General features: G+C 31.6%; 14 protein-coding genes and 3 CRISPR repeat arrays (1 of these 17 running past the window's edge). All 14 genes read right to left on the reverse strand.

Annotation, left to right across the window (positions count from 1 at the left end):
* Positions 1 to 5 precede the first annotated feature (5 nt).
* Entirely contained in the window at positions 6 to 914 is a 909-nt protein-coding gene (gene nadA, locus U472_RS10820) for a quinolinate synthase NadA (RefSeq protein ID WP_176714156.1), read from the reverse strand.
* Between the two features lie 868 nt (positions 915 to 1,782).
* Positions 1,783 to 2,260: direct repeats of the CRISPR family, unit length 36 nt; unit sequence GTTTCAATCTCTTACTAGAGATTATATATTGTTATC.
* Between the two features lie 333 nt (positions 2,261 to 2,593).
* Positions 2,594 to 3,340 carry a CRISPR-associated endoribonuclease Cas6 gene (gene cas6, locus U472_RS10825; protein ID WP_068718356.1) on the reverse strand — a complete coding sequence of 249 codons (747 nt, stop codon included), beginning with the start codon at positions 3,338 to 3,340 and terminating at the stop codon, positions 2,594 to 2,596.
* Between the two features lie 128 nt (positions 3,341 to 3,468).
* Entirely contained in the window at positions 3,469 to 5,607 is a 2,139-nt protein-coding gene (gene cas3 / locus U472_RS10830) for a type I-D CRISPR-associated helicase Cas3' (protein WP_068718358.1), read from the reverse strand.
* Entirely contained in the window at positions 5,595 to 6,269 is a 675-nt protein-coding gene (gene cas5d / locus U472_RS10835) for a type I-D CRISPR-associated protein Cas5/Csc1 (RefSeq protein ID WP_068718360.1), read from the reverse strand. The genes cas3 and cas5d overlap by 13 nt, the downstream gene beginning before the upstream one ends.
* A 10-nt stretch (positions 6,270 to 6,279) precedes the next feature.
* On the reverse strand, positions 6,280 to 7,257 hold the full coding sequence (gene cas7d / locus U472_RS10840) for a type I-D CRISPR-associated protein Cas7/Csc2 (RefSeq protein ID WP_068718362.1): 978 nt from the start codon (positions 7,255 to 7,257) through the stop codon (positions 6,280 to 6,282).
* Positions 7,257 to 10,229 (reverse strand): type I-D CRISPR-associated protein Cas10d/Csc3, encoded by a 2,973-nt coding sequence (cas10d, locus tag U472_RS10845; RefSeq protein ID WP_068718364.1) that lies wholly within the window; start codon positions 10,227 to 10,229, stop codon positions 7,257 to 7,259. The genes cas7d and cas10d overlap by 1 nt, the downstream gene beginning before the upstream one ends.
* Positions 10,230 to 10,372: 143 nt before the next feature.
* Positions 10,373 to 11,344, reverse strand: coding sequence for a helix-turn-helix transcriptional regulator (locus tag U472_RS10850; RefSeq protein ID WP_068718366.1), 972 nt, complete (start codon positions 11,342 to 11,344; stop codon positions 10,373 to 10,375).
* A gap of 114 nt (positions 11,345 to 11,458) precedes the next feature.
* Positions 11,459 to 12,824: a CRISPR direct-repeat array (repeat unit 37 nt; unit sequence GTTTCAATCTCTTATTAGAGATTATATATTGTTATTC).
* A gap of 320 nt (positions 12,825 to 13,144) precedes the next feature.
* Positions 13,145 to 14,074, reverse strand: a complete 930-nt coding sequence (gene cmr1 / locus U472_RS10855) for a type III-B CRISPR module RAMP protein Cmr1 (RefSeq protein ID WP_068718368.1) — start codon at positions 14,072 to 14,074, stop codon at positions 13,145 to 13,147.
* A complete protein-coding gene (cmr6, locus tag U472_RS10860; protein WP_068718370.1) occupies positions 14,074 to 15,072 on the reverse strand; it encodes a type III-B CRISPR module RAMP protein Cmr6 in 999 nt (332 codons plus the stop codon). Before cmr6 ends, cmr1 begins: the two co-directional genes overlap by 1 nt.
* On the reverse strand, positions 15,062 to 15,481 hold the full coding sequence (gene cmr5, locus U472_RS10865) for a type III-B CRISPR module-associated protein Cmr5 (protein WP_068718372.1): 420 nt from the start codon (positions 15,479 to 15,481) through the stop codon (positions 15,062 to 15,064). Before cmr5 ends, cmr6 begins: the two co-directional genes overlap by 11 nt.
* Positions 15,471 to 16,418, reverse strand: coding sequence for a type III-B CRISPR module RAMP protein Cmr4 (gene cmr4 / locus U472_RS10870; RefSeq protein ID WP_068718374.1), 948 nt, complete (start codon positions 16,416 to 16,418; stop codon positions 15,471 to 15,473). The genes cmr5 and cmr4 overlap by 11 nt, the downstream gene beginning before the upstream one ends.
* Positions 16,418 to 17,776 carry a hypothetical protein gene (locus U472_RS10875; RefSeq protein WP_068718376.1) on the reverse strand — a complete coding sequence of 453 codons (1,359 nt, stop codon included), beginning with the start codon at positions 17,774 to 17,776 and terminating at the stop codon, positions 16,418 to 16,420. Before U472_RS10875 ends, cmr4 begins: the two co-directional genes overlap by 1 nt.
* 14 nt (positions 17,777 to 17,790) lie before the next feature.
* Entirely contained in the window at positions 17,791 to 18,909 is a 1,119-nt protein-coding gene (locus U472_RS10880) for a type III-B CRISPR module-associated Cmr3 family protein (RefSeq protein ID WP_068718378.1), read from the reverse strand.
* Positions 18,881 to 20,800 (reverse strand): type III-B CRISPR-associated protein Cas10/Cmr2, encoded by a 1,920-nt coding sequence (gene cas10 / locus U472_RS10885; RefSeq protein ID WP_083189874.1) that lies wholly within the window; start codon positions 20,798 to 20,800, stop codon positions 18,881 to 18,883. The genes U472_RS10880 and cas10 overlap by 29 nt, the downstream gene beginning before the upstream one ends.
* Before the next feature lie 340 nt (positions 20,801 to 21,140).
* Positions 21,141 to 22,246: direct repeats of the CRISPR family, unit length 37 nt; unit sequence GTTTCAATCTCTTACTAGAGATTATATATTGTTATTC; it runs 36 nt beyond the window's last position.

Here is a 22,246-nt window from a genome sequence, read left to right on the forward strand (position 1 = left end):
CACCACTACTTACTTAACTCTAACATTTTATCTAAAGCCTCTCTAGCTTTGATTCTAGTAGCTTCATCGACACTGACCTGATACTTCATCTTTTCTAAAGCCTCTGCTACATGGTGTAAAGCAGTCTTTTTCATATTCTGGCAGATTAAGCCTTGATTTAAGAAGTAAAACTGTTTATTAGGACTATCTTGCTTCAATTGATATAAGATTCCCATCTCTGTACCGATAATCATCTTGTCAACCTCTGATTGTCTAGCATAATTTAAGATTTGTGCTGTACTTCCTACAAAGTCAGCCAACTCCACCACCTCTGGTCTACATTCAGGATGGACTAAAATCTCTGCATCAGGATGAAGTTCTCTAACCCTATGTATACTATCATCTTTGACTCTGTGGTGAGTAATACAGAATCCTTCCCATAAGATAATCTCCTTATCGGTCTGCTGACTCACATAATGACCTAAGTTCTGATCAGGGACAAATAAAATTTGATCGTTATCGATAGCATTGATAATATCTATTGCATTTGAGGATGTACAACAGACATCACTCTCTGCCTTCACCTCTGCTGAAGAGTTGACATAACAGACAACAGTAGCATCAGGATACTCCTGCTTCTTCTCTCGTAAAGCATCGGCAGTAACCATATCTGCCATAGGACAGCCTGCATCTCTTTCTGGTAACAATACAGTCTTATCAGGTGATAAGATAGCAGCACTTTCAGCCATAAAATCTACTCCACAAAAGACTATCACGTCTGCATCGGTCTCTGCTGCTTTACGGCTCAATCCTAAAGAGTCTCCTGTATAATCTGCTATAGCTTGTACCTCATCTATCTGATAATAATGGGCTAAAATGATTGCATTTCGTTCTCTTTTAAGCTTATTTATCTTATTAACTAAATCTTCTTTCATGATATCCTCCCCAAAATAAATTTATTTCATAGTAATTGGCTCCGACTTTACTATTACATATTTTATAATTCAATCAATGTTATGTCAAGTGTCTTTACATCTCTTCTTTCGGTACATGTTCATAAGTGACTAGATTTAAAGTGAATTAATTGATAAAATTATTCAAAATAAAACCTTTTTAGACACAGACTAAAATATGACTTTAAAAATTTACATCTTTTAATCTTTAGTCGGTTCTTCGTCAGACCTTAGTCCATGTCCAAATTGCTCTTGATTTTTAATTAGTGGAAATTCGTGTTAATTTGTTGCTAATTTATTTTGTTCTTATATTTTTGTTTTATATTTTTATCTTTAATACCTTGTTGAATAAATAAAACTTAATAATTATATTCTTATTTTTAATCATAAATTTTTAAATTAGATTTCGCCTATGGCGACCTACCTTTTTTCCGTAGATACACCCCAAGAGTACTTCTTCAGGCGTAGTTCTTCGGGTTTGAAAAAATAACCCTTCGTGGGATTTTAATTTTTATAGTCCTCCTTCAGGGCGAAAAAGTAGGCAAAAAATCATCACCTACGAGTTTTTAACTAAAAAACTCTTCGTGATAAATCCAATCAGGAAAAACACTAGTACTATTTATTAAATTTTCTGCTATTATTTAATTTTTATTGATTATAGTTAATTTTCTCATTTAATATCATATACCGTTTACTTTTCCAAAATCCTAAGAAATAAAATAAAAAACCAAATTTAAAATTCAAAGAATTATTCAACAACCTATTTAACCTTTAACCTCTAAAAAAGAATAATTTCCTTAACGACAAAAACTACTCAGTAAGATTACTGAGTAGTTTTTAAAGTTAAATATTATCAATCTCTTACTAGAGATTATATATTGTTATTCTTAGCAAATTTCCGCAAGCACCAACTATTACGGTCAAGTTTCAATCTCTTACTAAAGATTATATATTGTTATTCAAACAGGAGTAGTATTACATAAGTCATATGATTCTTTGTTTCAATCTCTTACTAGAGATTATATATTGTTATTCTGAAAGGTGCAAATAAGCACCCTCCACCTGATTTTCTTGTTTCAATCTCTTACTAGAGATTATATATTGTTATCTAAAGTGGTATCTAAAGCTCAAGCTATGTTGAAGTGTTTCAATCTCTTACTAGAGATTATATATTGTTATCGAAGATATAAAAGACTTAAGTATATCGAAAAGATATTAGTTTCAATCTCTTACTAGAGATTATATATTGTTATCTACAACCAAAAAAATTAATAACTTTTCTTATTTTTTGGGTTTCAATCTCTTACTAGAGATTATATATTGTTATCTCCACCCCAGCTCAACCCCTATCATTACAAGTCCCAAATCGACTTTTACGACGACCTAGGGTAAAACTTCAAATCTTCAAAAATTATAGTAAAACAAACTACAAACAGAAGCTTCAATATATCGATTTTACTCAAATAAGCTCATGATTACTCTTAAATCATCTACTTCCGACTATCCCCTAGTATTTTAGGTACAACAACAGGTCGTCGGAGACTAAAGTAAAAAAATATCAAAGCACACTAACTGTTTAAATTAATTACTTACTTAATCTCTTACCTTTCTACTTCTCCATTAGCAATAAATTTCCTCTTTTAAAACTAAATTTTCAATTGCTAATTACTCTTATAAACTGTCTGACCCATTCCCATAGTAGTCTTATAACCAACTCCTGCATAGAAAGCAAACTGTGCTAAGCTCTGTACTTTCTTAATAAATTTCTTATCCTTACTAAATATCTTAGCTTCAATATAACCCACAAAGCCAACTTGAAAGTATCTCCCATAATTTATCACTTCACTCCTCACCTTGTGTTTAGTTATTCCTACCTTTTGATTAATCTCTTCTATCAACCCAAAATCATACTTATAACCTGAAAAGAGATTCCATTTCTGTAATAATCCTCGGAAGATACTGTCTAAGTCAGGCAAAATATAATTCAAACTCCCCTTCTTAAAGGCTGTTGGTGTTAAAAAACTCAATCTAAAGCTCTTATTCTCACATTCTAGAAGCTGATTATAATTACAAAAGTTAGCCAATCCACTCTCATCATCAACAGTTCTAATCGTATTGATGACAATCTCTTCATCCTTTAGAGTCAAAGGAAAATTATCTCTATCTAATAGAGCAGATAACAGAGCCGACTGCATCTCATCCTCTAAGAAAGTAAATCTAATCTTTGGCTCCTTACCATAAATAATCCCTGTAGTAAAAGGCTTGACTTGATTACTCTGATGTAGGTTATCTGCTATCTTCTTATCTACAGAGCTAATCAAATCAAAAAAGAGACCATGGGTCTGCTTTCCATTAAAATCTCTATAACTCTTCCCTAGTGCTAAATCTAAAACTGTACTATAAGGCATTCTAATTTCCTCCAATTTAATATTAATTCCTTTTTATGAATAAATTTTTAGCCACAGGGTCTTAGCCTGTGGCGGTATCATAGTTATTACATGGTCTATGGGCTAAACCCCGTAGCTAACTTAATAAATCAAACAAATAGCAATTCACCTTCTTCTTCCTCTTTTAAGCTATCTAATAAGAAAGCATTGCTATCAAAAGCTATCACATAATCTCCCCTTCTAATAATGCCACCAGAACTTATAAACTTCAGCGGATAAACTTGGAACATCGGAGGTAAGCTATTGGCTTTACTAAAACCCCAGCTGTTTCCTTTAGTAATATATGCTACAGCCCTTTTCTCCTCTAAGATTTCATTAATATAAGCTAATTTCTCTGGCTTATCACCTTTCTCTACCTTCAACTCTAAATCTCCAAGATTACTTATCTTATCTCTTCTCCAATATTGATTATCTGGTAGAGTAAAGATAATATTACGGTTCTCCTCTCGAAAAGCATCAACTTTAACAAAAAAATCCAACTTTCTCTTCTCTAGACTCTTCTTAAACACCTTGATTTCTTCTGGAAAATCTCCTTGATATAATTCTAATTCGTCCATAAAGCTAGATCTACTGATTAATCTAAAATTACACTTTTTCAATATCCAGAGTAGATTATAGACTTTAGCAGGAAAATTTCCTTTAACAATCTCTCGATTATCAATAATAGCTGTATCTAAATTAATCTGGGGTCTATCATCAATTCCTGTTAAATCTAGTCCACCACCTCTAAAAGTCAACAGACCACCTAGAGTTTTATCTTTCTTTAATTTATTATAATTACCTTGGACAACCTGTAGGTTACCACAAGAATATAAGTCCATCATTAAATCTTTAGTCCTTCTTCTCTCTTGACTATAAGTATCATCGGCATTCTGAGATAGAATCCAATTCCGAGCATAATAGGCCTCTATTGGAGCGTATTTGTCCAAGTAAGGTTTAAAGTCTTCATTACTATGATAAATCCTCTCTAACTCTTGGGCAAGCTCTTCCCTATTCAATTCTAAATAATAACCTAAATTCCCTTTAAAGTAATTATAGACATAAACAGGAACAATAGCTACTACATAATTAGGTGTTGATATTTCATCTTCCCTTCTTCCACCCCTACCTAACCTACCAAGGCGTTGCATAAATTGGCTTGCAGACTTTGCTTCAAAGACCATAAAGTCCTTATGCATATCATCCTTAAAATCTATCCCTACCTCAATCGTTGATGTACCTACTGTAAACTTCTTAGAGAGCCCTTCTCTTCGTTTAAACTTATCCTTATATCCATGAACCTCTCCGACTTCAATGTCATATCTAGCTGTCAATCTATCTGCCAACTGACAAGCATCACCTACTGAATCTAAAATAAAGACACCTCTAGCATCGGGATACTCTTTTAGATAATTATCTATTAAATTTAAGTTATCCTCAACTGCTTCTAGAGCTTTCCACTGCTCTAAATCAGCTGGAATCAGCTCTAAATCAAGCCCCTCCATTACTATCCGTTCACCTTTATACTTGATGTTTTCATCATCATGGGGAATCTCTAGATAATCCATCCCAATTCTATCTAACTGCTCTAAAAAGAGTGAATTTGGCGTAGCAGAAGAGAAGACGAAGAAATGGGGGATATCTAACTCTAATCTATCAATCATCCCTATCATCCAAGCTATATTGGCTATCTGCTTGATATCATAGAGGTGGAATTCATCAAAGATGATAATCGGATACTTGCTGATAATCTCTCTAAAGACAGCTTCAGCAGAATAGTTCTTATTTCTGTAAAGGCCGAACATAATCAAGTAAAGAATATCAGGATTGGTCAATACAATATCTGACCAACTCTCAAATAAAGGCTTCAGCATCTCTATACTATAGCCAAACTCTGAGAAATCCTCTTTCCATTGGGAGATAGTTAAGCTATCAAGCTGACAAAGGCGAGTAGAATCATCTACAAATTTCTCTAAAGCACTCCACTGGTCTTTAATCAACTCATTAGTTGAATAGACACCTATAGCCTTTTGCTTATAAAGAAGAGCAGGAGCAAAGGAAGCCAGAGTCTTGCCCCCACCTGTAGAGGTATAATTAAAGATAGCCAGACTTCGTTTGCTTTCATAGACTTCCTTGAAGGCTTCTAAAGTCTGATACTGATGTAAATAAGGGTTAAAACCATTGACATAATCCACCCCATCTACTAACTTCAATCTCTTCTCTACCAATTTAATCTTTATTGATTCCATAAATAATCCATCCCCTCTGGTAATAGAATCTTATCTTTACCAAACTTAGCTTCCCAATACCTTCCTTCTAGATAATGAGCATTCTCTATTAATTGGGTCGGGAGGGTTTGAGGAAGTATATCAAAGACTTCTGGTCTATCTTTTAAATCTTCCCAATTCAGCAGATGATAAGCAGTAAATTTGCCTTTCTTCTTCATCACTGACTCAGCTTCCTCAATAGTCAGTTTAGCTTTGCCCATAAACTTACCCAATCTGATATAACGAGGTATCTCTAACTCTTCTTCTGATAAGATATAAAATTCAAATCGGCTTCCAGGTAAGAAAGGCTTGATATAGCCCCAATTAGGATAACCTAAGCTCCTTCCTTTAGATAGTGTATACCCTTCATTGATAGTATTGTACTGAATAACCTTCTGCTTACCCTGTATCAATTTAGCAGGGGTCACATAGAAGTCAACACTATTTAATTCTACTTTATACTTAGGCTGTTGTTTCTGATGATACCTTGGCGGTAGTTTACTCTTATCAGCCCAGAGCTTAGATAGAGCATAAGTTAGAGCATAATTATGAATATATGCTCCTGTCTCAGCAATCTTCCCCCGTTCAGTAGTAGCATAGAAGAGATAATCATACATTTCCAACTTACAACGATAAATTCTCATCTTACCCCTCCTATCTTCTAGCTACATAATCAGCAATATCTCCAAGTAAGGAGTTAATAAACTCTTCTGTCTGCTTACAGTCAGAGTAAATATCCCTCACTTTAGTTAACAGGGTATCTAAAGCACCTTCTTGACTAGACAAACAATACACAGGAGTAAAGACTTCACCTTCAATATCCCTGATAGATTCTGATAGGTATTTTTGAGTATTCTCTAAGGTTAAGGATTCATCATTACTTGCTTGGTACTTATCATAGATTCTTTGAGTCAACTCTAGATTAGAGGCAATTTCACTATCTGAGAAGATAATATCGACAATATGGTTCTTGATTGTGCCTTGACGATTACTCTCTGCTCCATAACGGGTAGTCCTTAAGATATTTCCTAAGACATAGATGAACTCATTTTCAGTAACATCTACCAAGGTCTCTACCGTTGGAATATAGATTTCTGGAATGATATGGCTTTTAGCATTAAAGGAACTACCTGCTACTCCTCCTTTAGTAGAGTCCTCAATTGCATTGAATTTAATATTCTTCTCCAACTCTTCAAAGCCACGAATAGTAAATCCAGAGTCTGTTAAGATTCTTGATTTTTGAGAATCAGCACCACCTGCTGCATAACCATATAAAATACAATCAGGGCAGACTCCACACATTCCTTCCATTAAATAACAGTCATCAATCTTTTTAAATAACTTTTTATAATCTTGATTTTCAAATATCTTATAATCTCTAAGTAGAGATTTACCCTTTCTCCGCTCAGGAGCAACCTGCTTTCTCTTATACATCAAGATTCTATCCATAAAGCCTGAACTCTCCACCCCACTTCTAACTCGCTCTCCATCGAGGATAGTCCCTTCAGTAGTGAAGACTGCATGGGATTTGCTCTCACGTAAGACTACAATACTCACATACTTATCCCTTGGTGTTTTAGGAATCTTCGTTACAAAAGCATCACTATAGTTTTGATTATCTAATAAAGTCATTATTCTGCCTCCCCTTGATTTTCTTGATTCTTCTCAGCCCAATACTTTGCTACCAATTCGTCAGTCATGACATAAACCCCATCAGCCAAACTGTTAATCTCTTGATTTAAACGGGCGTAACTCTTTTTACACCTTTTATAAAAGACCTCCTCTAAGATAAATTGAACCAAGTCTTTTACATCAGCTAATTCATGTTTTGGAATATAACCTGTATTTCCAGAACGTAAGCGTTCTAACCGTTTCTCTATTTTACCTGTTATCCTAGTAATCAGTTCTTCTTTTTCAGCATCCCTAATCTCTATAATTCCTTCTACTACTGTTCTAAATAGATTCTCATATCTATGGGCTTTACCCTGCTGTCTACTGGCAGGAATATATAACTTAAAAGACTTTTCAGCTATCTCTTTGACTAAATTCACTTTAACACCCCCAAAATAATCTAATAATATCTGACAAGCTTTCTTCAGTAATTGACTAGCATTAACCCCCTTCTCACTCTCATATCGCTTATAGAAATAAGCACCTGCTAAATTATTACTATTGAGAATATCTAAGACATTAGCAACCTCTTTATCTCGTTGATATAGCAAGTTAGTAATCTCCCAAATTGCCGAGAAGATATCGAACAGCTTCTCAGCCTTAGTTAAAGGAATTTCACCTAAAAACTCTCCTTCTTCACCTAAAGAAATCTCTGGTAAGACCTTTCTTAATAGATTATGGATACTATCTAATCTCATAGCTGTCTTAAAGTCATGGTTTGATAGATTCAGATAAGGGGTCTGACTGATATAGACCCTTACACCTAATAGATTCTGTAATAGTGCTCCTAAGTAGATGGCTTTCATCAGCATCTCAATTCTAGTCGGTTTATGCTTCAATTCGGCATTATCACTGACTGACTTTTCATAGGGGATTACATGGAAGTTACTCTCTATATCTGAGATAGATATATACTCCCCTACTATCCTCTGTTCCCTACCTTCATGCTTCTTTTTAATCTTCTCAGCTTCTTTTTGAAATTGTTGTTTGACCCTCTGCACCCAATCATCTAAGCCTTGTTTTTCTGTCAGCCAGAGTTCTGATAAAGATATCTCATCCTCTAATCCATACCTTCTAACCTTCAACCTTGTCATCTCTGTAAAAGGCTTTAATAGTTTGTGACTATCTGCTAAATAGTCAGGTGTAAAGTAATAATCAGGGAATAAGAAGAGATATACCCTCATCGAATCATTACTATTAGCTCTAGGGGAGAAGCCTAAATTCTTAACCTTTCTTAACATAAATTCTAAATAACAGCTAGGACACCAGACATGGGCTGATACATTCTTCATCTTCGGTAATGGTCGATTAGAAAAAGTCTGAATATTATCCTCTATAATCCCAGCTTTAATCTCCAAATCCTTCTTAGAAATCTTACTACTAATCCCACGATTACAGATAACACATATCTTCTTATGGCTACCAGTCTTCTTTTTGCTATACTCTTTAAAAGAACTACTAACTTTAACAGAGTCCTGATTAAAGGAAAACTTTATATTTTCTGTTAAATAATCCTGGATATCAGATTTAATTCCCAAGGTCTCATTGACATAATTCAACCTAATTTCAAAGGAATCCAACTCTTCTAAGATAGTCGATAACAGCTTAATTAAATTCTCCTGTAACACAGCTACTGGAATCTCAAATAAGCTTCTACCATCTCTAGTTCTTTTAGTATTTAAGAGATGATATCCATAGATTAAACCATCCTCTTTACTTCTGGGGTCACTAAGATAACGGGAAGGCATATTTTCTATTAAATTATCGTAAATATCTTCATCTAGTGCCAGCTTAGTAACTAACCAATGGTCAACTTCTTCCTTATCTAAATAAAATCTTGCAATACTCTTTGCCACCACTATTGCTCTCTGTGCTATCCCCCAACGTTCTGCCTTATCTTCATCTCCATCCCAGCTTAAATCAATAGCAAATTTCTCACAGAAATCCTCTAAAGAATCACAGTATTTGCCTATCCTCGACTTAATTAAATCACTAGCAAATCCTGTGGATTGCTTATTAGCTATAAAGCTTTTTGCTTCTTCTAATAATTCTCTTGGTCCTCCAAATAGTAGTGCATAATCTTCAAAAGTATTATAGCTTGTCTTATAAGTCCCTGCTACACCTTCATATCTTCCTACCTCTTGTACCCCTTTTAAGAAGCTATTAGCAATCTTCTCTATCATCTCTTGTCTACTGACCTCAACTAAATTATCTGCTCTAAGGTAGACTATCCCTTCAGCAAAATAAAAGAGAGGATATAACCCTAGTTCTAAACTTAAAACTTCTTTAGTAACTTGGTGAATCAGATTGGTAGATAGACCTCGATAATCTTCAAGCTTGTGATACTCAAATTTAAGCTTTTTAGCTATATGTGGATTATTGACTACCTGTATCAGCCACTTTCTACTATTTAAAATATTGTCTATTGAAGTAGATGAAGCAAAACTATCAGCCAATCTAATTAAATTTACTAAAAGAGAATCAACACTAGCAAAGTCAGCAATCCCCTTCTTCCTATAAGTATTATAATGAATCGAACCAGCCCGACATAACTTAGGGTCAACCTCTGCAAAGTTATCTAAGCTTAACTCCTTCGCCTTCTGCTGATACTCTCTTAAAGAGATATTAAACTCCTCTTTCTCAGGTCTCTCAATCTCAGACAACTTATGGACATCATGTAAGGTATAAGCTACTAGTAATTGCTTATAATCTTCCTCGCTTAAATTGATTGCTCCAATTCCCTGTAGATAATCAATCACTCCAGTTACTCCATATAATCCATTGAGAATGTGGGTCATTAAGGACTGGTCTGTATAGGTCTTTAACTCTACATGCTCAAAATCAGAACTTTTAGCAGGGATAAAATTATAACTCTGCTGGTATAACTTTGGTAAATATTCCTCTACATAAACTGATAAAATATTACTAAACAATTATCTTCCTCCTTTCATAGGGTAGTGACAGCTAGTCAGTGACGAGCAACAATACATTATTATTACTACTCACTATTCACTTTTTACTCTTCACTGCTATTCTAACAGAGGGGTGTCAGCACCCTAACTTACACCCTCAACAATTATTTTCGGTATTTTTCAACTAAGCCTTGAGCCGTCTCTAATATAGCTTCTCTTAGACTCTCTGGTTCTAATACTTCTACAGCAGTTCCTAGACTCAATAACCATATCTTAATACCACCTATCCCCCTAGCTACAGTCTCCAAAATAAAATATTCTTTACTCTCATCTATAATCTGATAAGGTCTTTGAGCAAAGTTATCCTCTACCAAGGTTCTGAGTTTATTGGAGAATTTCAACTTCATTCTCTCTGGATGACCACTGAACATCTTCCAGGTCTCTCCTAGATACTCTTTGAGACTGAAATCTTCTGGGATAATAGACTCTTCTTTACTAATCTCCAACTCGATTATCCTATCTAAGCGGTAATTGATGATTAAACCACCTGCTTGTCCCTCCTCTTTAGCGATTAGATAACACTTATCCCGTTCCCAAGCCAACCCATAGGGACTTACTATCTTCTGATTATCTTCAAAAAGCGAGGGGGAATAGTAAAATTCAAGCCTCTTCTGCTCTAAAATAGCCTGATTAATCTTGGTAATATGATTGAGATTACCTTGCTGGGTATCTTTAATCTGGTGAAATCCAAAGTCCTCTACTACTTTTTTAAATTCTTCTCTAACCCTTATTGGTACTAAGGAAATTAGGCGAGATTGGAGGTTATAAATCTCTACCCCTGCTAAATTATTGATTGAATCCAATGCCATCAATAAGAGCATAATCTCATCTATAGTAAATCCTTTATCTAAATCAGTATAATCTTCTCTATAATATTGATAACTATTACTTTGATAGTTGAATGCAATTGGATAGCCAAAGACATCCTTCAAAATCTTAATATACTCACTGATGGTTTGGCGAGCTACTCCACCACATAATCTAGATAAATCTTTACTCGTCAGATTAGAGTTCTCTTTAATTGCCTTAGCAATCGCTATTAATCTGTCAAATTTTGTCTTATATCTGTCTTCCATAGTTACTCTCCTCATTAATATTCCTATTTTGTTATTCTATGTAAATTTTAGTATTCCTTTAATAGTTTTAAAAATTACACTAAATAGAAAAAACCCTACTTTTTCAAGTAGAGCTGAATTATCTCTTATTAGAGATTATATATTGTTATTCATTAGGAGGATTTTTTTATGGATTTAAATAAGATAGTTTCAATCTCTTATTAGAGATTATATATTGTTATTCGTACTCTTCATCGTTAACTAAAGTAACTTCGATTGATGTTTCAATCTCTTATTAGAGATTATATATTGTTATTCGTATTACCTTTCTTATCAGTTTCAGTATAAGTATTATTGTTTCAATCTCTTATTAGAGATTATATATTGTTATTCTTAGCTATAGTTTTGTGTTTAGTTTTATTAGCTGGGTTTCAATCTCTTATTAGAGATTATATATTGTTATTCCTAACAGCAAAGAGGTAGAAATTATAATTAGCACATTGAGTTTCAATCTCTTATTAGAGATTATATATTGTTATTCTTATCCCTCCCTTCTCTATTCATATCCAACTTCTACTGTTTCAATCTCTTATTAGAGATTATATATTGTTATTCACAAATGCCTTTATCGTAATGATAAGCTCTATATTGGTTTCAATCTCTTATTAGAGATTATATATTGTTATTCTCAATTAGGAGTTAGTATAGGTTTAAGTTTAAGGGGTTTCAATCTCTTATTAGAGATTATATATTGTTATTCCTAAAGTGTCTAATTCCAGCTAATGAAGTAACAAACAGTTTCAATCTCTTATTAGAGATTATATATTGTTATTCCTAGAGAATAGCCTTCTCCATTACCTCTATCTAGTGTTTCAATCTCTTATTAGAGATTATATATTGTTATTCAGATACTGCTTCTTTTTATATTTTATGAAGGGAGGAGTTTCAATCTCTTATTAGAGATTATATATTGTTATTCGCGTAAGAACGAGAGTGCTACCTGCTGGAACATCTTGCTGGTTTCAATCTCTTATTAGAGATTATATATTGTTATTCTTGTTCAACGTGCTATAAACGAAGGTATAGAACCTGAGTTTCAATCTCTTATTAGAGATTATATATTGTTATTCCTATTGGGTAAAATTGAAGTGAAAGAAGAAGATGTAGGTTTCAATCTCTTATTAGAGATTATATATTGTTATTCGTTGGCTTTGAGTCTTATTAGATCATTGAGTTGTACAGTTTCAATCTCTTATTAGAGATTATATATTGTTATTCTCTTGAATCGCTTGCGATTGAAATCGGATAATTATTGTTTCAATCTCTTATTAGAGATTATATATTGTTATTCACTATTCCAATCTTAAGACTAGTTATATCATTAATACCTGTTTCAATCTCTTATTAGAGATTATATATTGTTATTCTCGGAATTTGCCTTTGAGGAGGTCGAGAATCTCTCTAGTTTCAATCTCTTATTAGAGATTATATATTGTTATTCTGTACCCCAGCTCAGCCCCTATCACTCCAAGGCTCAAATCGACATTTGCGACGACCTAGAGCAGAGATTCCAACTTTCAAAATTTCTGATTAAAGAAGCTAAAAATCAAAATCAGATTAAATCTCAAATACTAAGTTGTTCTCTTTATTACTCTTGGATACTCTGTTTCCGACAACCTCCTAGTATTTGAGGTGCAACAACAGGTCGTCGCAAGATAGAGCAAAAAATTTAACTCTATCTTTAATAATTCTAAATTAATTCTTTGATTCCTTCACTTAATTTAAATTTTCAAAAATAATTACTACTTTATTATTCACCTATTAGGTTGCTCTTATAAATTCATCAAGAATAGCCTCAACATTATCCTCTTTATTATCTATTAAAATTTCTCCTCCTAGTTTAACATAATATCCAAATTGATAGCCCTCATCTAAATTTTCCATAACCTTAAAGATAACTTTTGATGCAAACCTATCCTTGTTATTTTCATATTCTTCAATTGGAAGCCCAAAACCCACCAATTCACCTTTATTAGATTTTTTACTTTGTCTAAACTCTTTATATTTTTTGCCTATTTTACTTAAAATTTTATTCTTATCATTATGTTCGAATTTTATTAAATCACCAGTTACCAAATTTGATATAACCTTAGTTAATTTACTTTCACCTCTAATCTTATCATAAACTTTTTTTACCTTTTCAAATGTGTAAGGATAATCAAATAGGTTCTTAATCTCTTCTATCTTTGTTATACATTCCTTTACAACAAAGTTCCCTCCACCTTTTCTACTTCTAGCACCCATTCCACCAAAAAGCATTAATGCTCGAAAAGCCCTAATTGCTTCAACTAATCTCTCTCTATCTCTTGATATAAAGGTTAAATCAAACTCTATACCAGCCTTATAATAATTATCTGGAGAGTCTTTAGTAGTCATAAAATAGAATAAATATTTATTCTTCTTTAGATATTTAGTCTTTTTTATATCTTTTTCTTTAGCTTTATTTTTGACCAACAACTTAAAAGAAGATTTTATCTGTTTTATTTCCCCGTTTTTATTATAAGAACCTCCAAAAATATTACATTCTGCTTCTTTCAAATCTATAAGATTATCATATTCTTGGCAGTTTATTGCTCTCCACCAAAATCTCAGCAATCCTTTTATTGAATCAGCTCTAATCTCTAATTTATTATCTGCTCCATACATAAATAATGGAGTTAGTGTTTCACAAGATAACCTAACTTTATACATTAACTTTCACCTCTATTAATATTCTGTATTGATTTTTTCAAATTTTCTACTTGCATAAAACCATACCCTAAAGAGGTCTTAGCACCAATTCCCACATACTCAAATGCTTCTATAAAATACTTTTCTATATAAGTTCTAATCTCCTTATTAGTATTCTTTTTAATTCCAATATAAACTTTAAAGGTTGCATCCTTTACAACTAAAAAATTTATAGGATTAGGTTGCATATCATCAGTTGGAGCTTCATTCTCTTCTCCATAATAATCTCCATAATGTGGGGTCACTACATCCTTTTCAATCTTATATTTATCTTTAGGAAAGGCATCGAAGAAAATAAGATTCCCTTGATTTTTATCAGGATTTTTTTGATTGTCATCCTTCTTTTTAGAAGCACCAAATATGTATCTAAAATTATCATTCTCAAAAGCCTTTTCCTCTAAAGTTTTCTTCTTTTCATCATCGCTTTTTTCATCTTTATTATCTACTTCCTTTTCATCTTGATTCTCACTAAATTCTTTTAGAAGAATATAATTTCTAATTACACCCTTGATAGCTTGTCCTGGAATATATGGAATACCATAAATGTGATGCAATAAGATTGATGTTTCAAAGACTGAGGTCGTGCCTAAGCCAATCACCAGCTTATCCAATACTTTAAATTCTAACTCTAAAAAATCATGAGTTTTTGTCCATTCTTTCTTTATCACTTCCATCTCTTCTTCCTGCTTCTTCATTATTTCCTTTTCAATCTCACGTACCTCTAATTTCTTAGGCAAATAATTAATATTACAGAATTTATTTATTCTCAATAATTTATTAATCACTTTATCTTGTTGTTTAGGAGCTATATCACGTAACTCCTTATATAAGTGATTTTCAATAATTTCACATCTACCTTTCTCATCCTTTTGCACAAAGATATATTTACCTTCTCTTATCTGTTTGCTTCTCTTTTCATCATTTTTAGTAGCTTTTTTTAACTCATAATCACTCTTCATCAGCTATCATCCCATCTGCCAACCTAGCTAACCAAATAGATAATTTTAAACTTTCTTTGGTATATAGTTTATAATTCTTAGAACTTAATTGAGTTACTTTTTCAAGAGCCTTCTGATTTGCTGTGCTCATTTCTTCATCTTCATAATCAATCTCTTTAGTAACTAATGAACCATCTAATCTAGATGTCTTCTCCCACCATTTTACTAAATGCTTGATTAATTGCTTATGTTCATCTTTATTTTTCGAATGTAAAAAAACTAGTGTTTGAATCAAACCATTTTTGAGAATCATCTGACCTAGCTTTTTAGCTATTGTCTTATACTTAGCTTTATACTTTTTATCACTTATTTCAGTTATACACTTATATGAATAAGCTGAAATCTGTAAACTGACATTCTTATTCTCCATTTTGACCACCACCCTGTTCAGCGACACCTAACCTCTTTACTAATCCTTTACCAATTGTCTTATTCCCACCAACTTGAAATACATTAGCAATGTTACTTTGATAATATTCTATTGCTTCTTCTCCATTGTTCTTTTTTATATTCTTTTCTGGGTTGTCTTCTTTAAACTTAGGAGAGCCTAAGACCATATAATACATAATACTTTCACTTGGTAGATACTCCTCTGTAAATAACCCCGTATTTTCAGCTACCCCTGTTTCAGGGTCGATCTTATTTCTAGTAATCATTTCAGTGTACATAGTTACTAAATCCTTAAAATCTTCATCAGAAACAATAATTGTATTATTTTCATTAAGAATTTCTTTTAATCCTTCTTCTGTTATTACATCTGCAAAATTTAAATTTGAATTTGAATGTTTTTCAAAGATATATTCTTCTAATATAATCTTATCTTTGTTATTATTAAAAGCAATATATTCTCCTTCGCCTAGCTTACCTCTATAATTAAAACTACCTCCATTACCAACTTCCTCATGCCATCTCTTTAAGATATACGGACACGTAACATAATAAAATAGACGATCTACTGCTTTGACTGGAAAGAATAGTAACTTAGCATCGGTAAAAGCCAGTCTGCTTGCTCCCTTTTCATCATTATTATTGCTATTTTTATCATCATCTTCATAACCTAACATCTCATAAAATTCATTAAATTTTCGACTATTTTTTATATCTTCCTCTGCTTCTTTACTATAATCTCTTATCTTATTATAGATATGAAATTTAATTGCTCCTTTCAAGCTTGACCCTTCTATCTTAGGAAAACCTGTGTGAGTTTCCCTTTGAATAGGCATATCAACTATTCCCAAATCTTGTCCAGTTCCTGCATGGACTGGTGATATTGCTTTTATGTATTCTACCTTTTTATGATTAAACATTAGTTAGCACCTTCCTCTTTATACTTTTTCATTAAAGTTTCAAATCCATCTTCAATATTATCAACCGCCCATGTTTCTAATTCAGCTCTATTAGCTGAACGATATGCACTTAAACAAGTAGATAATCTTTTCTCTTCAATATTTCCTGACTCTTTTCTTTCTTCTTCAAATAAAGGAGTTAAGAATATCGGAGCACCAAAGACTCCTGCTAAACGATAAGTAGTATATTTATGGCTTTTGGCATTGTCGCTTGACATTCCACCAGATTTACATTCAAAGATAATTATCTGTCCCGTTGCAGTCAATAAAATAATATCCAGTTCATCAACTTGCTTATCAGAACTATCATCATCTTTTGTTGCTCCATCAAACTTTACTCTACAGTTCATCCGCATATCTACAATATTGTAATCTCCATTCTTTATAACCTTTAACAACTTATACCCTACTATCATTTCAAAGATAGTTCCTGCTGGGTAGGAGCCATTTATAATTTCATACTTTTTCTTTTCAACTTCTTCTCCATCTTTTTTTACTTTTTCAATTTTATATTCAGTCAAATATTCAACTTGCTCTTCCTTTAAATGTTCCATCCTAGCTAATTCATTAAAAATCTCTACTAAATATTCTTTTCTTCCTTCTGATTTTAACTCTCCTTTATTTGACTCAATTAAATGATCTCTTAAATTCAAGTCATTGCCATTAACTTCAAATATTAAATCATTGTCAACAATCAAATCATATAGCTTTAAAAATATATCACACTCTTTTTGATTATGCTCTTTTATTAAATTTTCTTCATCAACATCAAAGTTCTCAAAACCAACCAACTTAAAAGCCGTTTCTAAATTTAACTTTTCGTCTTTATAATCTTCAATACCACAAAGACCATTTATATCTTGAATTAATAACTTTTCAGAATTTCCTTCAATATATAACATTCTATCCTTCTCACGCTTATTTTCTAAAATGAATTTTTGAATAGCTAAGGCAATCGTTCGCTGTCCACCTGTAATATTCCAATATACAATTTTATCTTTATCATTCAAAATTTCAAAAAAATCATTTTCTACTCTAAAACTTTCTTCTATATCTGCAATACTTATTAATTCCTGAAATTCTAATTCAATATCTATTTTTTCATATTCATATTTCAACTTCTCTTTATTGTCTTTGATAGTTTCTTTAAGATAATCATCCCACTCTTTATTCTTTATATTTATACCAGTATCATCATCTTCTTTAAGTGTGATATTAACAATAGTTTCTGGCTGATACTTCTTTATCATCAGATAATTTGTAATCTGGTTCAAAGTTGAACATATCACTAATACATTTACTTGTTCTTTATTATTCATCTTTAATAACCTCCTTAAATAATAATATACTTTCCTGCTCCTGATTTATCTCTAGCTTTTAAGCTATCATCCAATAGTTCTTTAATAACATCTTTTTTATTAATTTTCTCCTCATTAATCTTTTCTTCAATCTTTTGTTGATTAATTTTAAGTAGTAAAATAGTTCCTGCTGAATAACCCTTATACATAATCTTAGCTTGAGAATCTTTCATGTCATAGCCACCGATATATATTGCTTTACTATTTGACAGACCTACAATTTCTAAACTATCATTCTCACTAAATACCTCTTTAATATTCTCTTCAAAATAAACTTCCTGCAAAAAAAGAACCTTAATTAAGTCATCCTTTATCTTAAAGTCACCCTCTTTAAAATCTTTAAATTTATATACATTTTCTTCTGCTAATGTTTTATATCTACAAACCTTATTCTCGCCACCCAACTTAAGATATCCTTCTTCCAAAGGTCTGATTTCACTTTTATATTGTCTTTCTTTTTCTGAGTTAATCTCATATTCAACTACATAACTCCATTTCTTATCTTTAAACTCCGTCTGTTCAATTGAATAAAGATGACTCTCTTCAACAGTACCTATTTCTTTATTTAGCTTTATTCCTACCTTATCATTTTTGACAAATATTTCATCCCTAGATTTTAATATAATATTAGGAAGAGTTCTTCTTTTATACTTTCGTAAAAAATCATTAACTGATATATAATAATCATCTACTCGCTCATAGTCACCTTTAGGAGCAACTAAAAGATACTTAAAAGCAAAATTGGAAAAGTTAGATTTAATATTTAATCTCTCAAATTTTCCTTTTTTAACCTTTCCCACTCTTTTATCTTCATTAATAAACAAGTCTAAGGGTGCTTTTATATATAACCTCTTATTATCATACAAAAACACATTCTTAATTGATAATATCTTTTTGTGGTCATATTTCCCCTTATTGAAAAATTCATTACGAAAATTATCATTCTCTGTTAACAAAGCAGTAAATATTGCTCCAAAGATAGTTGAATTATAAGGAGTATCCATCGACTCAATATGATTATTAACTGTGGTATCAAAAGGGTCTCCTTTTCTAAAGAAGGTATTATCAACTGCTTTTAGCTGTACTAATGGCATTATCTTCCTCCTTTTTATGAAGATTGTATTTCAATAATTTATCGATAGTATTCAGTATATTAATATAATTTTCATAATCTATATTATGATGATTTGAACTAATCTCTGTTATTTGCTTACTAAAGAAGAGATAATTATTATCTATAATCTCATTTAAGATTTCAGTCTTTACTTTTTGCTCTCCTTCTTTCTCTTTCTCAACTTCCTTATTCAAATTATTAAGACTACGTTTTATAAGTCTTGAAGATTCTGCTTTAAATACTCTCTGTAACATCTCTATTTCATCTATAGTCAACTTAACAAAATCAAAACTATTAAATTCCTGCTCAATATTTCTCATAAAAGCTACTGAATTACCTTTATCCTCCAAGGAATCTTTCAAAAAATAATAAAACAGACTAAATTTATCAAAATTATTATTTTTCAAATAACATCTAACTATCTTATTTACATTAATCATATTATTAAAGACTATCCCATCTTTGCTATGTGCGATATCGTCATAACGTTTTTTTACTAATTCCAATGCTTCCCTTGTTCTTTTAATAACCAGTGATAGAGGGATTTTGACTTCTGCTAGGGTAACGCAGATAGAATAGGTTAATTTATCAAATTGATTGTTATTGGATTTTAATTCTTTAAAAATATCTCTAACTTCAGCTACTGCTTTAAAGATATACTCTACTGGTAGAAAAGCTAAAAAATCATCTCCACCTGCATAGACCACATGACCTTTGAAATCATCATTAAAATACTCTTTAATTCTTTTACTAAAATCAATAATCAATTCTGATAATTCTTGTTGCTTCTCCTTTAAGCCCCCAGTTTCAAAATAATTACCACTCATCCAATCTCCCAAATTATCAATATCTAATTGGATTAGAGCATATTGTCTTGGAGGAACTACCCCTTCAGCCTTCTTATTCTGCAAAATCTCTGATAACTTATCAATATTGTTGATAACTTCTTGCTTCTCTTCTGCTTGAATCTTCTCATCTTCTAACACTTCTTTTAAAGTATGTAAATTCTCTAGATAATAATATCTTCCATCTATAATCTCATCTTTTATCTTACCATCCAAATCTTCCAATAATCCTTCTATCTCTTCTCTATCCTTCTCTTCCATCTCTTGTATATATATAGTAGTTGCAATGTTATATGTAGAAGGAACATCATTTTCATTATCTTTAACCCTTTTATAAAAACAGATATCACACAATGACTCATCCTTTTTTAATAGATGTCCTTCTTCTTTTACTAAATTGGTATATTGTAACTTATCAACCATCTCTTTATCCCTAGAATATCTAATGGTATACTCGCCACAGATAGAACATTTCTCTAAACCTGCTCTATCTTTACTGGGATTATTGAGTAATCCTTCTAATACTTGTAATTGTTCAAACTCATAAGTATTCTTCATATTATTTATTGTATTTTTAATCTCTGAATAATCTTTCTTGTAATCTTCTAGATTTTTCATAGCAATATTAACCTTAAAATGATTTTTAAAAAAGGTTTCTACATCCTGTTGAAAGGTCTTTATACATTGTATATATCCCTTCCGTAATAAATCAACTATCCTCTTCTTATATTCATTACTCATCTGCTTATAAGCATTTTCTTCAATTTCATTAATCAGTTTATCAGCCTTCTCTGCTTTAAAGGTTAGTATAGCATAATTTGAATAATCTGTATCTCTATCGTCTTTAATTTTGATTCTAGGATAAATCATCTCCAAATCCTCTGTATTCTCGTCAAGTTTTTTAATCAAATTCTTCATCATATCTGATATAATCTTGCTACTATTGGATAAATCCTTAGTTTTTCTTGATTTTATAATATAATCCTGCACAGACTTAATGTTAGCTCCAAGTATATACCTCATCATTTCTCTCCTTCCATCTATTAACTTCTATAATCTGTTACTATCTCTAATTCAGAGATTAATCCTATTTATATAATTGAGATATTTTTAGCAAGTACATCTTTACAATTCGTTATTAGGCTCTAATCTCCTTGTATTTTGTAGGAATTAATACTTTTTTATGAAATAATGTTATTTAAAAGAACAAAAGACTTTTGTATGCTAGATAAGTCATTAGATTAGTCCCCAATCCTATTCAAAACACTTTATTGAACTCTAATATATATAATTGTCTTGATAAATTAAAGAGTCCTACATTAATATGTAGGACTTAAATTATAGTTTTAAATTATGAGATATCTTGACTTTTATCTCTTATTAAAGATTATATGTTGTTATTCTCTCCAGCATTAGTTGTAACCTCCAACTTATCATTAGTTTCAATCTCTTACTAGAGATTATATATTGTTATTCTATACTGCTGGAATAGATGTCGCAGGTGATGACCAAGTTTCAATCTCTTACTAGAGATTATATATTGTTATTCAAAAAGCAACCTTAACTTGTCAGGTACCATTAACTGTTTCAATCTCTTACTAGAGATTATATATTGTTATTCTCAATTTTTATTTTCTCAACATTAGATCCATTTTGCGTTTCAATCTCTTACTAGAGATTATATATTGTTATTCATGAAGATTATTTCGAGAAGATCGAGAATGGAGAAAGGTTTCAATCTCTTACTAGAGATTATATATTGTTATTCAAAGCAGAATTACCAAATTAGAGATCATGTTTGAAGTTTCAATCTCTTACTAGAGATTATATATTGTTATTCTGAAGAGATGAAAAATAGCAGATGGTATCATCAAGTGTTTCAATCTCTTACTAGAGATTATATATTGTTATTCAAGCTAGTCAAAGAGAGAATTATAGAAAGAGAACTACGTTTCAATCTCTTACTAGAGATTATATATTGTTATTCTACCTTGTGGGGAATATCTAAGAAATTTTATGGAACAGTTTCAATCTCTTACTAGAGATTATATATTGTTATTCTTAATCCACTTGCAGAATTAATTGAAGATGAGATTGTTTCAATCTCTTACTAGAGATTATATATTGTTATTCAATCCCTCAATGGGTTTCCTACCTTCAGAAAACCAAGTTTCAATCTCTTACTAGAGATTATATATTGTTATTCTTGCTTAGAAACGATATTAAGAGGATAGAGGATAGATGTTTCAATCTCTTACTAGAGATTATATATTGTTATTCTCCCTAGCGGAGCGACTGAATAATCATGTGCCCATAAGGTTTCAATCTCTTACTAGAGATTATATATTGTTATTCCCTACAGCCGAAGCAATATCTAAGGATATAGGTACTAAGCCTAAGTTTCAATCTCTTACTAGAGATTATATATTGTTATTCAACTAGAAGGGAGCATTATAAATGGATAAGGGATGG

Source organism: Orenia metallireducens (assembly GCF_001693735.1).
GTDB lineage: Bacteria > Bacillota > Halanaerobiia > Halobacteroidales > Halobacteroidaceae > Orenia > Orenia metallireducens.